The sequence below is a fragment of the Stutzerimonas stutzeri genome (genome assembly GCF_024448695.1).
Classification (GTDB): domain Bacteria; phylum Pseudomonadota; class Gammaproteobacteria; order Pseudomonadales; family Pseudomonadaceae; genus Stutzerimonas; species Stutzerimonas stutzeri_T.
Genome location: NZ_JAMOHY010000002.1, coordinates 133,719 through 146,938 on the forward strand (window position 1 = coordinate 133,719; position 13,220 = coordinate 146,938).

A 13,220-nucleotide genomic window follows, 5' to 3' on the forward strand; every position below is an offset into this window, starting at 1 on the left:
GAGTCGCAACGAGTCTAGCGAAAGCCATTGTGGGTCCTGACCTTCATTCAAGTACTGAATGACGAGCGCTTTTCCTGACAGCTGAAAATGCAAAAGGGCAGCCCGAGGCTGCCCTTTTGTGCATACCGCTTAGCCGATCATCAGTGAGCGACGGCGCCAGTGGCACCCAGGCCGGTCTGCGAGCGAACGAACTGCGGGAAAAACCGCGCGCGTTCCTCGCCGGCACTGTGGCTCTTGTCGGTGATCGAGAAGAACCAGATACCGAGGAAGGCGACGGTGACCGAGAACAGCGCCGGATAGGAGTACGGGAAGATCGCCTCGGCGTTACCCAGCACCTGCACCCAGACAGTCGGACTGAGAACGGTCAGGATCAGCGCGGTGAACAAGCCCATCGAGCCACCGATCAATGCGCCGCGGGTGGTCAGGTCCTTCCAGTACATGGAAAGGAACAGCACCGGGAAGTTGCAGCTGGCGGCGATGGAGAAGGCCAGGCCCACCATGAAGGCGATGTTCTGCTTCTCGAAGGCGATGCCCAACAGGATCGCGATCACACCCAGCGAGAGCGTAGTGATCTTGGTCACGCGCATCTCGTCGGCTTCCTTGGCCTTGCCCTTCTTGATCACGCAGGCGTACAGGTCATGGGACACGGCAGAGGCGCCGGCCAGGGTCAGGCCGGCAACCACCGCCAGGATGGTGGCGAAGGCGACCGCAGAGATGAAGCCCAGGAACAGGTTGCCGCCAACCGCTTCGGCCAGGTGCACGGCCACCATATTGGTGCCGCCGATGATGGCGCCAGTGGCGTCCTTGTACTCGGGATTGGTGCTGACCAGCAGGATCGCGCCGAAGCCGATAATGAAGGTCAGGATGTAGAAGTAGCCAATGAACCCGGTGGCGTAGAACACGCTTTTACGCGCTTCCTTGGCGTCCGACACGGTGAAGAAACGCATCAGGATGTGCGGCAGGCCGGCAGTGCCGAACATCAGTGCCAGACCCAGAGAGATTGCCGAGATCGGATCGGTTACCAAGCCACCGGGGCTCATGATGGCCTCGCCCTTTTCATGCAGCTTGACCGCTTCGGTGAACAACGCGCCGAAGTCGAAGTTGACCCCCTTCATCACCATGACGGCCATGAAGCTGGCACCGGACAGCAGCAGTACGGCTTTGATGATCTGCACCCAGGTAGTGGCCAGCATGCCGCCAAACAGCACGTACATGACCATCAGAATACCGACCAGAATTACCGCGACCATGTAATCCAGGCCGAACAGCAACTGGATCAGTTTGCCGGCGCCTACCATCTGGGCGATCAGGTAGAACGCCACCACGGTCAGCGAACCCAGGGCCGAGAGAATGCGGATCTGGGATTGGCCGAGGCGATAGGAGGCCACATCGGAGAAAGTGAACTTGCCCAGATTGCGCAGGCGTTCGGCCATCAGGAACAGGATCAGCGGCCAGCCGACCAGGAAGCCGATGGAATAGATCAGGCCGTCGTAACCGCTGGTGAATACCAGCGCGGAAATACCCAGAAAGGACGCCGCGGACATGTAGTCGCCGGCAATCGCCAGACCGTTCTGAAAGCCGGTGATGCTGCCGCCGGCGGTGTAATAGTCAGCGGTGGAGGTGTTGCGCTTGGCCGCCCACTTGGTGATCCCCATCGTGAATGCGATGAAAACCACGAACATGATGATGGCGGTCCAGTTGGTCGCCTGCTTCTGGACTTCGCCTGTCAGGGCTTCGCCAGCCAGCAGCAGCGGGGATGCCGCCAGCAGTGCGGCAGCGATCAGGAAACGAAATTTCATTACTTCTGGACCTCGTCGAGGATTTCCTGGTTGAGGCGGTCGAACTCGCCATTGGCACGCTGTACGTAGATACCGGTCAGGATAAAGGCCATGAAGATCACGCCGATGCCCACCGGAATACCCCAGGTGGTGACGCTGCCCGCAGCAAGCGGAATGCCCAGAACTGCAGGCTCGAATGCGATGGTCAGAATGAAAGCCAGATAGGCGCCAAGCATCAGGCTCGAAAGCAGCCAGGCAAAACGTCCCCGCTTTGCGACCAACTCCTGGAACCGCGGATTGTCGTAGATCTGCTGGTAAAGATTTTCATTGCTCATAGCGTGTGTTCTCCGCACGTTCCTTCTCCCTCCAGTGAGGGCAGGGGGCGGTACTTTAGGGCCGCGCCAGCCGAACGCCACTCGACGATAGTCTTGTTTTTATTTCCTCGAAACACGCGTTCTAGACGCATCCGTGACATATTGCCGCGCACATAGAAGGCAACTATTCCGCTCATCAGGTTTCACGATTTCCCGCTCATGCCGCGCTGACGCATGCTCCACTCAACCGAGAAACGTTCTCGACTGCGTCGCCAGGAGGCAGCCATGACCAAGACCATTACCTTTACCCTGATGCATTTCTGTATCGCCTTCTCGGTGACTTACGCCTTGACCGGAAGCCTCGCTGCCGGTGGTCTGGTTGCAGCAATCGAGCCGTTGTGCAATTCGGTGGGTTTCTATTTTCATGAGAAGATCTGGCAGCGACTGGACAAGCGCCAGCCTGCAAAAACCGCAATCCCGGCCCATGCCTGGTTGCACCACCAGGCCTGAACCCTTTCATTACCCCTGCATGGCTTTCCAGTAGGCTAATGGCCATCGCAGCGCAACCAGACGGCTTCGCTGCGGTCAATGGATGAATACAGGAAGTCCGAAGCGGAGCGTGACTGCCGACTCAGACAATCACCCCGTAAATGGAGAGGTTTCGATGCGATTGCCGTTGTTGTCCGCCCTGCTCGCGCTGGTCATGACACCTGTTCATGCAGCCGATATCAGTATCGAGGAATACGGTTATCCCCTGAGCAACCCCTTCGAGGCGACCATCGCCTCGACCCCACCGGAGTTGCGCGCCGAAGTCCCTGCCGACGAGGATATCGATCAGGCCGATTACAGCCTGCGGATGCACCCCGAACGCGAATTCACGCTGCCGGACAACTTCTGGGCGGTGAAAAGGCTGACCTATCGTCTGGCCCGCCAGCCCGGTGCCGCGCCGCTGATATTCATCATTTCCGGGACAGGGGCAAGTTATGCCGCAGGCAAGACCGAGTCGCTGAAACGCCTCTTCTACGGCGCCGGTTACCATGTCGTGCAGCTGTCATCGCCTACCAGCTTCGACTTCATCGCCGCCGCCTCGCGTTTTGCCACACCGGGCTACAGTCCCGAGGACGCCCAGGACCTGTACCGGGTGATGCAGGCGGTTCGGGCGCAGCAGCACGATCTGCCGGTCACCGAATTTCACCTCACCGGCTACAGCCTCGGCGCACTCAATGCAGCCTTCGTCAGCCAGCTGGACGAGACGCGGCAAAGCTTCAACTTCAAGCGCGTCCTGCTGCTCAATCCGCCGGTAAACCTCTACACCTCGATCAGCAACCTGAACAAGTTGGTACAGACCCGCGTGGAAGGTATCGACAGCAGCACCACGTTCTACGAACTCATCCTGGAAAAACTCACCCGCTACTATCGCCAGCAGGGTGTGATCGACCTCGACGCGGCCATGCTCTTCGATTTCCAGCAATCGCCGCTGCGACTGAGCGATGAACAGATGGCGATGCTGATTGGCTCAGTCTTTCGCTTTTCCTCAGCCGACATCGCCTTTACCTCCGACCTGATCAACCGCCGCGGCCTGATCGTGCCACCCGGCTACTCCATTGACGAAGGCACCAGCCTCGAACCCTTCTTCCGGCGTGCGTTGCTGTGCGATTTCGACTGCTACCTCACCGAACAGCTGATTCCCATGTGGCGCGCTCGGCAGGACGGCGGAGGCCTGCCGCAGATGAACCAGCAGGTCAGCCTTTATGCGCTTGAGGACTACCTGCGCGGCAACCCCAAGATCGCGGTGATGCACAATGCCGACGACCTCATCCTGGGCCCTGGCGATCTGGGCTTTCTGCGCAGAACCTTCGGCGAACGCATGACCCTGTACCCGCGCGGCGGGCATTGCGGCAACCTCGACTACCGGGTTAACGCCCGAGACATGCTGGAGTTCTTCCGTGGCTAGGATGCTGATGAAAATACGGGGCACTGTCGCCCTGCTCGCGCTGCTGACCGGCAGCGCCCATGCCCAGACCACCACCCCCGACGAGGATGGCTTCACCCATCCGCTGCGTACGCTGGAATTCAATCCGGGGCTGGACCAGCGTGAATTCGAACGCGCCACCTTCGATGCACTGGACATCCACGACCCCTGGGAGTCGCTGAACCGGCGCATGTATTACTTCAATTACCGCCTGGACCAATGGGTGATGCTGCCGGCGGTGCGTGGCTACCGCTATGTCACGCCGCGAATCGTGCGCACCGGCGTGAGCAACTTCTTCAATAACCTGGGCGATATTCCCACGCTGTTCAATAGCCTTGCCCAACTCAAGGGCGAGCGGGCGATGAACACCACGGCCAGGTTGCTGTTCAACACGGTGATCGGCATTGGCGGCATCTGGGACCCGGCCACCCGCATGGGCCTGCCGCGCCACCGCGAGGATTTCGGGCAGACGCTGGGCTTTTATGGCGTCCCTCACGGGCCTTACCTGATTCTGCCGGCGCTTGGACCGTCCAACCTGCGCGACACCACTGGCCAGGTGATGGATTTTGCCGTCGAGAGGCAGGTCGACTACTTCAGCTACTCCGAGGCCAGCGGCGGCGAATTCAGCCTGACGGCACTACGCCTGATCGACCTTCGTCACAGCACCAGCCTGAGGTATGGCCAGCTCAACTCGCCGTTCGAGTATGAAAAGGTCCGCTATATCTACACCCGGGCGCGGGAGCTGCAGATCGAGGAATAATCAGTACAGCTTCGGCTCACCTTCAGGCCGCGTCTTGAAGCGGCGATGCGCCCACAGATACTGCTCGGGGCACTGGCCGACCGCCGCTTCGATCCAGGCGTTGATTCGCCGGCAATCGGCTTCCTCACTGTCACCCGGAAAGTCCGCCAACGGCGGATGAATCATCAGCCGGTAACCGCTGCCATCGGCCAGGCGAGCCTGCGTATAGGGCAACACCCGCGCACGCCCCAGCCGGGCGAACTTGGTGGTTGCGGTGACGGTCGCCGCCTGGACCCCGAACAAGGGCACGAAGAGGCTCTGCTTGCGCCCGTAATCCTGGTCTGGCGCATACCAGATCGCGCGCCCCGCACGCAGCACCTTGAGCATGGCGCGCACGTCTTCGCGCTCGATAGCCGTGGCGTCGGCATTATGCCGCTCGCGCCCGCGCCGCTGGACGTAATCGAAAACCGGGTTCTTGTGCTCGCGGTACATGCCATCGATGGTGTGATGCTGACCGAGTAACGCTGCGCCGATTTCCAAGGTAGTGAAATGCAGCGCCATCAGAATCACGCCCTGACCTTCGGCATGCGCCTGTTGCAGATGCTCCAGCCCCTCGACATGCGCCAGCCGCTGTAAGCGCGCCTTGGGCCACCACCAGCTCATGGCCATTTCGAAGAAAGCGATGCCGGTGGAGGAGAAGTTCTCACGCACCAGCCGTTCACGCTCGCTGACGCTCAGCTGTGGAAAGCAAAGCTCAAGATTGCGCTGCACGATATGGCGACGCGAGCGGGCGAACCGGTACATCAGCGCACCCAGGCCGCGCCCCATCAGCAACAGAACCTTGTAAGGGAGCTGGACTACCAGCCACAGCAAGCCCAGGCCCAGCCAAAGCGGCCAGAAGCGAGGGTGAACAAAGGATGCGCGAAAGCGGGGACGATCCATCGGCAAGCTCGAACCGGTAAAAACGGAGCATTCTAAGCCCTCGGGACAAAAAATGCCGGTACGGCAAGCCGAGCTGCCATGGTTTCTTTTGCCGTTGTTTTTCCGTTGCGGGCCGCTTGCGACTTGCAGCTCCCCGTCTGCCCCGCTATAAGTCCTCGCCATTTACCGCAGCAGGCAGACCATGAGCCAAGCCGACCTTCTCGACCAAGTCCCCGTGTTCCAACTCAAGGGCAGCATGCTGGCCATCACCGTGCTGGAGCTGGCCCAGAACGACCTGGAACGTCTCGACCGGCAACTGGCCGCGAAGGTCGAGCAGGCGCCCGACTTCTTCAACAACACACCTCTGGTACTGGCGCTGGACAAGCTGCCGGCCAGCTGCGACCTCGACCTTCCAGCTCTGATCGCGCTGTGCCGCAAGCACGGGTTACGCACCCTTGCCCTGCGAGCGGCTGATCCACAGGTGGTCGAAGCTGCGAATGCGCTCGACCTGGCCGTCTTGCCGCCTTCCGGCGCGCGTGAACGCAAGCTCGACCTTTCCGCCAAGGTGGCCGCCGAACCCGCCAAGCCTGCCGAACCGGTCTATCGCCCGACCCGCATCGTCACCACGCCGGTGCGTGGTGGCCAGCAAATCTACGCTCAGGGTGGCGACCTCATCGTGCTGGCGACTGTCAGCCCCGGTGCGGAACTTCTCGCCGATGGCAACATCCATGTCTACGGTCCGTTGCGCGGCCGTGCCCTGGCCGGCATCAAGGGCGACACCAATGCACGCATCTTCTGTCAGCAGCTCGGCGCCGAAATGGTTTCCATCGCCGGGCAATACAAGGTGGCCGAAGACCTGCGACGCGACCCTTTATGGGCCGAAGCGGTACAGATGAAGCTATCCGGCGACGTGTTGAACATCACCCGCCTTTAACGGATACTTCCGCGAATTTTTCAAGACCAACGGGCACCTCGACGCCGGCTCGGCTGAAGGACCCGACCTCCATATTCTTAGGGTGAATCACCTTGGCCAAGATCTTCGTAGTCACTTCCGGCAAGGGCGGCGTTGGCAAGACCACTTCCAGCGCCGCCATCGGTACCGGCCTCGCCCTGCGCGGCCACAAGACCGCCATCGTCGACTTCGACGTCGGCCTGCGTAACCTTGACCTGATCATGGGCTGCGAGCGACGTGTGGTATATGACTTCGTCAACGTCATCAATGGCGACGCGACCCTGTCCCAGGCGCTGATCAAGGACAAGCGACTGGAAAACCTTTATGTACTGGCTGCCAGCCAGACCCGCGACAAGGATGCCCTGACCCTCGAAGGCGTCGGCAAGGTCATCGACGAGCTGGCCCAGAATTTCGAATACGTGATCTGCGACTCGCCTGCCGGTATCGAAAAAGGCGCGCATCTGGCGATGTATTACGCCGATGAAGCCATCGTCGTCACCAACCCGGAGGTTTCCTCGGTACGAGACTCTGACCGCATGCTTGGTCTGCTGGCGAGTAAATCGCGCCGCGCAGAGAACGGCGAGGAGCCGATCAAGGAACACCTGCTGCTGACCCGCTATAACCCCGAGCGCGTGGTCAAGGGCGAAATGCTCGGTGTCGAAGACGTCGAGGAAATCCTTTCGATCCGCCTGCTGGGTGTCATTCCCGAATCCCAGGCGGTACTCAAGGCGTCCAACCAAGGCGTTCCGGTCATCCTCGATGACCAGAGCGACGCCGGCCAGGCCTACAGCGACGCCGTTGATCGTTTGCTGGGCAAGGAAGTCAACCACCGTTTCCTCGATGCCAAGAAGCAGGGCTTCCTTGCGCGTCTGTTTGGAGGTCGAGAATGAACCTGCTGGACTTCTTTCGCGAACGCAAGAAAAAGGAAACCCCGGCCAACATCGCCAAGGAACGACTGCAGATCATCGTCGCTCATGAGCGTGGCCAGCGTACCCAACCAGACTACCTGCCAGCCTTGCAGAAAGAGCTGGTCGAGGTCATTCGCAAGTACGTCAACATCGATCAGGACCAGGTCCAGGTTGCGCTCGAAGATCAGGGCAGCTGCTCGATTCTCGAACTGAACATTACCCTGCCGGACCGCTAAGCGTCTCCGGTGCAGAAAACGGCGGCCCACGGGTCGCCGTCTTCGTTTGTGGAAAAGCAAATGCCGCTAAGCAACATTCAGATCATCCATCAGGACGCCGCCCTGCTGGTCATCAACAAGCCCACCCTGCTGCTCTCGGTGCCCGGTCGCGCCGAAGACAACCGGGATTGTCTGGTGACTCGCCTGCAAGAAAACGGCTTTCCCGAGGCGCGCATCGTGCATCGGCTGGACTGGGAAACGTCCGGCCTGATCGTACTGGCCCGCGATGCCGACAGTCACCGCGAGCTCTCGCGCCAGTTTCACGACCGTGAAACCGAGAAGGCCTACACCGCCCTGTGCTGGGGCCAGCCAGAACAGGACAGCGGCAGCATCGACCTGCCCCTGCGCTACGACCCACCGACCAAACCCCGGCATGTGGTCGATCATGAGCTGGGCAAACACGCACTGACCTATTGGCGTGTTCTGGAGCGCTGCGCAAACCACAGCCGCGTTGAACTGACCCCCATCACCGGCCGCTCCCACCAGCTGCGCGTCCATATGCTGTCCATCGGTCATCCGCTGCTGGGCGATCGTCTCTATGCCCATGAACAGGCACTCAATGCCCACGAACGGCTGTGCCTGCATGCCAGCATGCTCGCCCTGACTCACCCACAGAGCGGCGAAAGGATGCGCTTCGACTGCCCAGCGCCTTTCTGAGCCTGAACTGAAGCAGAGCGCATCAGACTGCAGTCTCACTGAGCGATGGGATAGACTTGCCGTCCTGCCGTCCGGAGTCCCCCATGCGCGAAGAACTCAACCAGGGCCTGATCGATTTTCTCCAGGCCTCCCCCACTCCGTTCCATGCCACAGCCAGCCTTGCCCAGGCCTTGCAGGCCTCAGGTTACAGACCGCTGAGCGAAAGCGAGACCTGGCATACCGAGCCTGGCGGGCGTTACTACGTCACCCGCAACGACTCCGCGATCATCGCCTTTCAGCTCGGCAGCAAATCGGTCATCGAGTCCGGCATCCGCCTGATCGGCGCCCACACCGACAGCCCCTGCCTGCGGGTCAAGCCGCAACCGGAACTGCAACGCCAGGGCTTCTGGCAACTGGGTGTGGAGGTATATGGCGGCGCGCTGCTGGCGCCCTGGTTTGACCGTGATTTGTCCCTGGCGGGGCGCGTCACCTACAGCCGAAACGGTCGTATCGAAAGCCAACTGATTGACTTCAAGCTGCCGATTGCCGTAATCCCCAGCCTCGCCATTCACCTCAACCGGGAAGCCAACCAGGGCTGGGCCATCAACCCGCAAAACGAACTGCCGCCGATCCTGGCCCAGATCGCCAGCGAGGAAAGCCCGGATTTCCGCGCCCTGCTCGCCGACCAGCTCAGCCGTGAACACGGCCTGCTCGCCGACGTGGTGCTGGATTTCGAGTTGAGTTTCTACGACACCCAGAGTGCTGCCATCATCGGCCTGCACGGCGATTTCATCGCCGGCGCGCGGCTGGACAATCTGCTGTCCTGTTTCGCCGGACTGCAAGCCTTGCTGCGGGCCGCACCGGATGAAACCTGCGTTCTGGTCTGCACCGATCATGAAGAAGTCGGCTCAAGCTCCATGTGCGGCGCGGACGGCCCCTTCCTGGAGCAGGTGCTGCGGCGCTTGCTACCCGAGGAGGAAGGATTCCAGCGCTGCATCAACCGCTCGCTGCTGATCTCCGCAGACAACGCACATGCGGTACATCCCAACTACACAGACAAGCACGATGACAATCACGGACCCAAACTCAACGCGGGCCCGGTGATCAAGATCAACAACAACCAGCGTTATGCCACCAGCAGCGAAACAGCGGGTTTCTTCCGTCATCTCTGCCTGGAAAACGAAGTATCGGTACAGAGCTTCGTCACCCGCAGCGACATGGGCTGCGGCTCGACCATCGGCCCCATCACAGCCAGCCAGCTGGGCGTGCGTACCGTGGATATCGGCCTGCCAACCTTCGGCATGCATTCGATACGCGAGCTGGCCGGCAGTCAGGATCTTGCGCAGCTGGTCAAGGTACTCAGCGCCTTCTATTCGAGCCCGGCGTTGCCCTGAACAGCAGGCGGGCCGGAGAGGCGCATTCTCGTCCGGCCCTGCATGACCAGGCGGTTACTGCAGGCTGTGGTCTATCACCAGCGCCAGCTTGCCAGACACGGTGTTGCTGGCCAGCATCTCAAACGCAGCCTCTACATCGCCAATTGGAAAAGTTCGCTCCAGGCGCGGGGACAGCTCTCCGCTGGCAAGGAGCGGCCAGACATTCTCGTTCAGCTCCGCCATCAATCCGGCCTTGTCGTCAGCATCGCGGCTGCGCAGGGTCGATCCGATCAACTGGACGCGCTTGGCCAGCAATGCGCCGAAATCCAGTTCGCCCTTGCGCCCACCCATCAGCCCGATCATCACCCAGCGCGCATCCGTTCCAAGCAACTGCAGGTTGAGTGCGGCGTATTTGGCGCCCACCGGATCGAGAATCAGATCAAAGGGGGCGAAATCACGCAGCGCTTCCAGCGTTTCGCCGCGCAGCACACCACCCTGAGCCCCAAGCGACTCACAATACTCCAGGCGTTCTGCCGAGCCGACACTGACCCAGCAGGGGTTGCCGAAGGCCTTGCACAGCTGGATTGCCGCCGAACCGACGCCACTCGCGCCCGCGTGCAGCAGCACCTTCTCGCCCGATTGCAAGGCGCCGAGCCGATACAGATTCAGCCAGGCGGTGGCGTACACCTCGGGAATCACCGCCGCCTCGTGTAACGACAGCCCTTCGGGAACCGGCAACGCATGCCGCCCATCGACCACCACTTCCTCGGCCATGCCACCACCCGCCAGCAAGGCACAGACGCGATCCCCTACCTGCCAGTCGCTGCCCGCACCAACCTCGCTGATCACGCCCGAGCACTCCAGGCCAAGAATATCGGTCACGCCGGATGGCGGCGGGTAATGCCCGGCGCGCTGCAGCAGGTCGGCCCGGTTCAGGCCCGCTGCAGCCACCCGGATACGCACCTGCCCAGGAGCACATTGCGGCGCATCACGTTGTGCCCATTCCAGTTGTCCCTCGATACCTTGCAAAGCCTTCATGCTGCCTCCATATTGTTGAAACTTGCGTTCGCCCAACCGTCACTCGCTGACGTTCGCAGCCACCTGTTACCATCGGGCTATTATTTTTCACCGTCGACCATGACTGCGGCCGGCGCCCAACTTGATGGCCTAATATGCGTTATTACCCAGCCTCACGTCGCCCCCTCAGCATCAAACGGACCCTGACTCTCGGCGTCTTCGCCCTGTTTATCGGCCTCCAGACCTCTTCTGCCCTGGCCAAACCGGGAAGCACCACCACCTGGGATTACCTGCAGCCTGACCGCGACCAAGTGATTGCCAGCCTGAATGTGGTTGAACTGCTCAAGCGGCATCACTACAACAAACCACCCCTCAATGACGCCCGCTCGGCAAAAATCTTCGACAGCTATATCGAGATACTCGATCCTTCGCGCAGCTATTTCACTGCCGGCGACCTCGAAAAATTCAAAGTATGGCGCAACGACTTCGACAACCATCTGAAGAACGGCAATCTCGAACCCGGCTTCGCCATCTACAGGCTGCATCTGGAGCGGCTGCAGGGCCGCCTTCACTACGCCCTGAGCCTGCTGGAAAAAGGCGTGGATCACTTCGATTTCACCCTTGACGAAGAATTGCTCGTTGACCGCGAGAATGCCGCCTGGTCGAAGGATATGGCAGAACTTGACGACCTCTGGCGCAAACGCGTCAAGGACGAGGTGCTGCGACTGAAGATTGCCGGCAAGGACTCCAAAGCCATCGAGGAACTGCTCACCAAACGCTACAGGAACCAGCTGTCACGCCTGGATCAGACCCGTGGCGAAGACGTGTTCCAGACCTATATCAATGCCTTCGCGCAGTCCTACGATCCGCACACTCAATACCTGTCGCCAGACAACGCAGAGAACTTCGACATCAACATGAGCCTCTCGCTGGAAGGCATCGGCGCCGTCTTGCAGAGCGACAACGAACACGTCAAGGTCGTGCGCCTGGTTCCAGCCGGCCCTGCCGAGAAGAGCAAGCAGATCGCACCGGCAGACAAGATCATCGGTGTCGGACAAAGCGACGAGGAGATGGTCGACGTGATCGGCTGGCGGCTCGATGAAGTGGTCAAGCTGATTCGAGGCCCCAAGGGCTCGGTCGTACGCCTCGAAGTGATCCCGGCCAGCAATGCGCCAAATGATCAGAGCAGCAAGGTCGTCGCCATCACGCGCGAAGCGGTCAAACTCGAAGAGCAGGCTGCCAAGAAGTCGATTCTCAACCTCCAGCATGATGGCCGCGATTACAAACTCGGCGTCATCGAAATCCCGGCCTTCTATCTCGACTTCAAAGCCCTGCGTTCCGGCGACAAGAACTACAAGAGCACAACCCGTGACGTGAAGAAACTGCTGACCGAACTGCAGCAGGAAAAGGTTGATGGGGTAGTGATTGATCTGCGCAACAACGGTGGCGGCTCGCTACAGGAAGCAACCGAACTGACGGGACTGTTCATCGAGCAGGGGCCGACCGTTCTGGTGCGCAACAGTGACGGCCGTGTGGATATCCTGGCTGACGAACAGCCTGGCGCTTTCTATACCGGACCACTGGCGGTACTGGTCAACCGCCTGTCTGCCTCGGCCTCGGAGATCTTCGCTGGCGCGATGCAGGACTACCATCGAGCGCTGATTCTCGGTGGCCAGACATTCGGCAAAGGCACGGTACAGACCGTACAACCGCTCAATCACGGCGAGCTGAAACTGACACTCGCCAAGTTCTATCGGGTGTCCGGCCAAAGCACACAGCATCAAGGCGTGATTCCGGACATTTCTTACCCAGCCGAAGTCGATACCAAAGAGATTGGCGAAAGCGCCCTGCCTGAAGCCTTGCCTTGGGACAGTATTCGCGCCGTGCGCAGTGACGACATGAATCCGTTCAAACCCTTCCTGACCGAACTCAAGGCCCGCCACGAAACGCGGACCGGCGAAAATCCGGACTTCGTTTTCACCCGCAATCGCCTTGCGCTCGCCCAGGAGCTGAGCCACGAGACTACGGTCAGCCTCAATGAGGAAAAACGCCGGGCGCAGCAGGAGAGTATCGAGAAGCGTCAGCTGGCGCTGGAAAATGCCCTGCGCCAGGCGAAGGGTGAGGAACCCCTGGCCAAGCTGGCACAGGAAGACGAAACGCCACCCCATGCTGACGACAAGAAAGGCAAACCCGAAGATGATGCCTATCTGGCGGAGAGCGGGAAAATCCTCCTTGACTGGCTGGGGCTGAATGAAGCCGTGGCGAAAAACAACCTGCCGAGGGAATAGCAGCCCTGCAGATGTCATCAAAATGACATCACGGTGTCGTGAAATGA

At 60.4% G+C, this 13,220-nt stretch carries 13 protein-coding genes; 9 read left to right on the forward strand and 4 right to left on the reverse strand.

Annotated elements, in window-relative coordinates:
* Nucleotides 1–140: 140 nt before the first annotated feature.
* Together NAV32_RS02765 and NAV32_RS02770 are read right to left on the reverse strand one after the other, a co-directional pair.
* Nucleotides 141–1,799, reverse strand: coding sequence for a cation acetate symporter (locus NAV32_RS02765; RefSeq protein ID WP_256051277.1), 1,659 nt, complete (start codon nt 1,797–1,799; stop codon nt 141–143).
* Nucleotides 1,799–2,113 carry a DUF485 domain-containing protein gene (locus tag NAV32_RS02770; protein WP_181083103.1) on the reverse strand — a complete coding sequence of 105 codons (315 nt, stop codon included), beginning with the start codon at nt 2,111–2,113 and terminating at the stop codon, nt 1,799–1,801. The genes NAV32_RS02765 and NAV32_RS02770 overlap by 1 nt, the downstream gene beginning before the upstream one ends.
* Before the next feature lie 264 nt (nt 2,114–2,377).
* On the opposite strand from NAV32_RS02770, the gene NAV32_RS02775 reads away from it, so the two are divergent.
* From NAV32_RS02775 to NAV32_RS02785, 3 genes are all read left to right on the forward strand, one after another.
* On the forward strand, nt 2,378–2,602 hold the full coding sequence (locus NAV32_RS02775; protein ID WP_256051278.1) for a DUF2061 domain-containing protein: 225 nt from the start codon (nt 2,378–2,380) through the stop codon (nt 2,600–2,602).
* 193 nt (nt 2,603–2,795) lie between these two features.
* Complete coding sequence (locus NAV32_RS02780; RefSeq protein ID WP_256051486.1) at nt 2,796–4,046, forward strand: serine/threonine protein kinase; 1,251 nt, start codon at nt 2,796–2,798, stop codon at nt 4,044–4,046.
* Between the two features lies 1 nt (nt 4,047).
* Entirely contained in the window at nt 4,048–4,824 is a 777-nt protein-coding gene (locus NAV32_RS02785; protein ID WP_256051487.1) for an MlaA family lipoprotein, read from the forward strand.
* Here the strand turns inward: NAV32_RS02785 and NAV32_RS02790 are convergent, their stop codons facing one another.
* On the reverse strand, nt 4,825–5,745 hold the full coding sequence (locus NAV32_RS02790; RefSeq protein WP_256051279.1) for a lipid A biosynthesis lauroyl acyltransferase: 921 nt from the start codon (nt 5,743–5,745) through the stop codon (nt 4,825–4,827).
* A gap of 181 nt (nt 5,746–5,926) precedes the next feature.
* Here NAV32_RS02790 and minC point away from each other — a divergent pair, with 181 nt between their 5' ends.
* The 5 genes from minC to NAV32_RS02815 all read left to right on the forward strand — a co-directional run bounded on the left by minC (nt 5,927) and on the right by NAV32_RS02815 (nt 9,889).
* On the forward strand, nt 5,927–6,658 hold the full coding sequence (gene minC, locus NAV32_RS02795; protein WP_256051280.1) for a septum site-determining protein MinC: 732 nt from the start codon (nt 5,927–5,929) through the stop codon (nt 6,656–6,658).
* A 92-nt stretch (nt 6,659–6,750) separates the two neighbouring features.
* The gene (gene minD / locus NAV32_RS02800) at nt 6,751–7,566 is read left to right on the forward strand and encodes a septum site-determining protein MinD (RefSeq protein WP_256051281.1); all 816 of its coding nucleotides are present in this window, start codon (nt 6,751–6,753) and stop codon (nt 7,564–7,566) included.
* On the forward strand, nt 7,563–7,820 hold the full coding sequence (gene minE, locus NAV32_RS02805) for a cell division topological specificity factor MinE (RefSeq protein ID WP_256051282.1): 258 nt from the start codon (nt 7,563–7,565) through the stop codon (nt 7,818–7,820). Before minD ends, minE begins: the two co-directional genes overlap by 4 nt.
* A gap of 60 nt (nt 7,821–7,880) precedes the next feature.
* A complete protein-coding gene (locus tag NAV32_RS02810) occupies nt 7,881–8,516 on the forward strand; it encodes an RluA family pseudouridine synthase (protein ID WP_256051283.1) in 636 nt (211 codons plus the stop codon).
* 83 nt (nt 8,517–8,599) lie between these two features.
* Nucleotides 8,600–9,889 (forward strand): M18 family aminopeptidase, encoded by a 1,290-nt coding sequence (locus tag NAV32_RS02815; protein WP_256051284.1) that lies wholly within the window; start codon nt 8,600–8,602, stop codon nt 9,887–9,889.
* A gap of 54 nt (nt 9,890–9,943) precedes the next feature.
* Here NAV32_RS02815 and NAV32_RS02820 read toward each other — a convergent pair whose 3' ends face one another.
* Nucleotides 9,944–10,906, reverse strand: a complete 963-nt coding sequence (locus tag NAV32_RS02820; protein WP_256051285.1) for an NAD(P)H-quinone oxidoreductase — start codon at nt 10,904–10,906, stop codon at nt 9,944–9,946.
* 170 nt (nt 10,907–11,076) lie between these two features.
* Here NAV32_RS02820 and NAV32_RS02825 point away from each other — a divergent pair, with 170 nt between their 5' ends.
* Nucleotides 11,077–13,173, forward strand: coding sequence for a carboxy terminal-processing peptidase (locus NAV32_RS02825; RefSeq protein WP_256051488.1), 2,097 nt, complete (start codon nt 11,077–11,079; stop codon nt 13,171–13,173).
* The last annotated feature ends 47 nt before the right edge of the window (nt 13,174–13,220 follow it).

What these genes read in the sequence shown, in the direction of transcription:
- NAV32_RS02765 (WP_256051277.1), bottom strand. Translation starts at nt 1,799, where the DNA reads ATGAAATTTCGTTTCCTGATCGCTGCCGCACTGCTGGCGGCATCCCCG.
- NAV32_RS02770 (WP_181083103.1), bottom strand. Translation starts at nt 2,113, where the DNA reads ATGAGCAATGAAAATCTTTACCAGCAGATCTACGACAATCCGCGGTTC.
- NAV32_RS02775 (WP_256051278.1), top strand. Translation starts at nt 2,378, where the DNA reads ATGACCAAGACCATTACCTTTACCCTGATGCATTTCTGTATCGCCTTC.
- NAV32_RS02780 (WP_256051486.1), top strand. Translation starts at nt 2,796, where the DNA reads ATGACACCTGTTCATGCAGCCGATATCAGTATCGAGGAATACGGTTAT.
- NAV32_RS02785 (WP_256051487.1), top strand. Translation starts at nt 4,048, where the DNA reads ATGCTGATGAAAATACGGGGCACTGTCGCCCTGCTCGCGCTGCTGACC.
- NAV32_RS02790 (WP_256051279.1), bottom strand. Translation starts at nt 5,745, where the DNA reads ATGGATCGTCCCCGCTTTCGCGCATCCTTTGTTCACCCTCGCTTCTGG.
- minC (WP_256051280.1), top strand. Translation starts at nt 5,927, where the DNA reads ATGAGCCAAGCCGACCTTCTCGACCAAGTCCCCGTGTTCCAACTCAAG.
- minE (WP_256051282.1), top strand. Translation starts at nt 7,563, where the DNA reads ATGAACCTGCTGGACTTCTTTCGCGAACGCAAGAAAAAGGAAACCCCG.
- NAV32_RS02810 (WP_256051283.1), top strand. Translation starts at nt 7,881, where the DNA reads ATGCCGCTAAGCAACATTCAGATCATCCATCAGGACGCCGCCCTGCTG.
- NAV32_RS02815 (WP_256051284.1), top strand. Translation starts at nt 8,600, where the DNA reads ATGCGCGAAGAACTCAACCAGGGCCTGATCGATTTTCTCCAGGCCTCC.
- NAV32_RS02820 (WP_256051285.1), bottom strand. Translation starts at nt 10,906, where the DNA reads ATGAAGGCTTTGCAAGGTATCGAGGGACAACTGGAATGGGCACAACGT.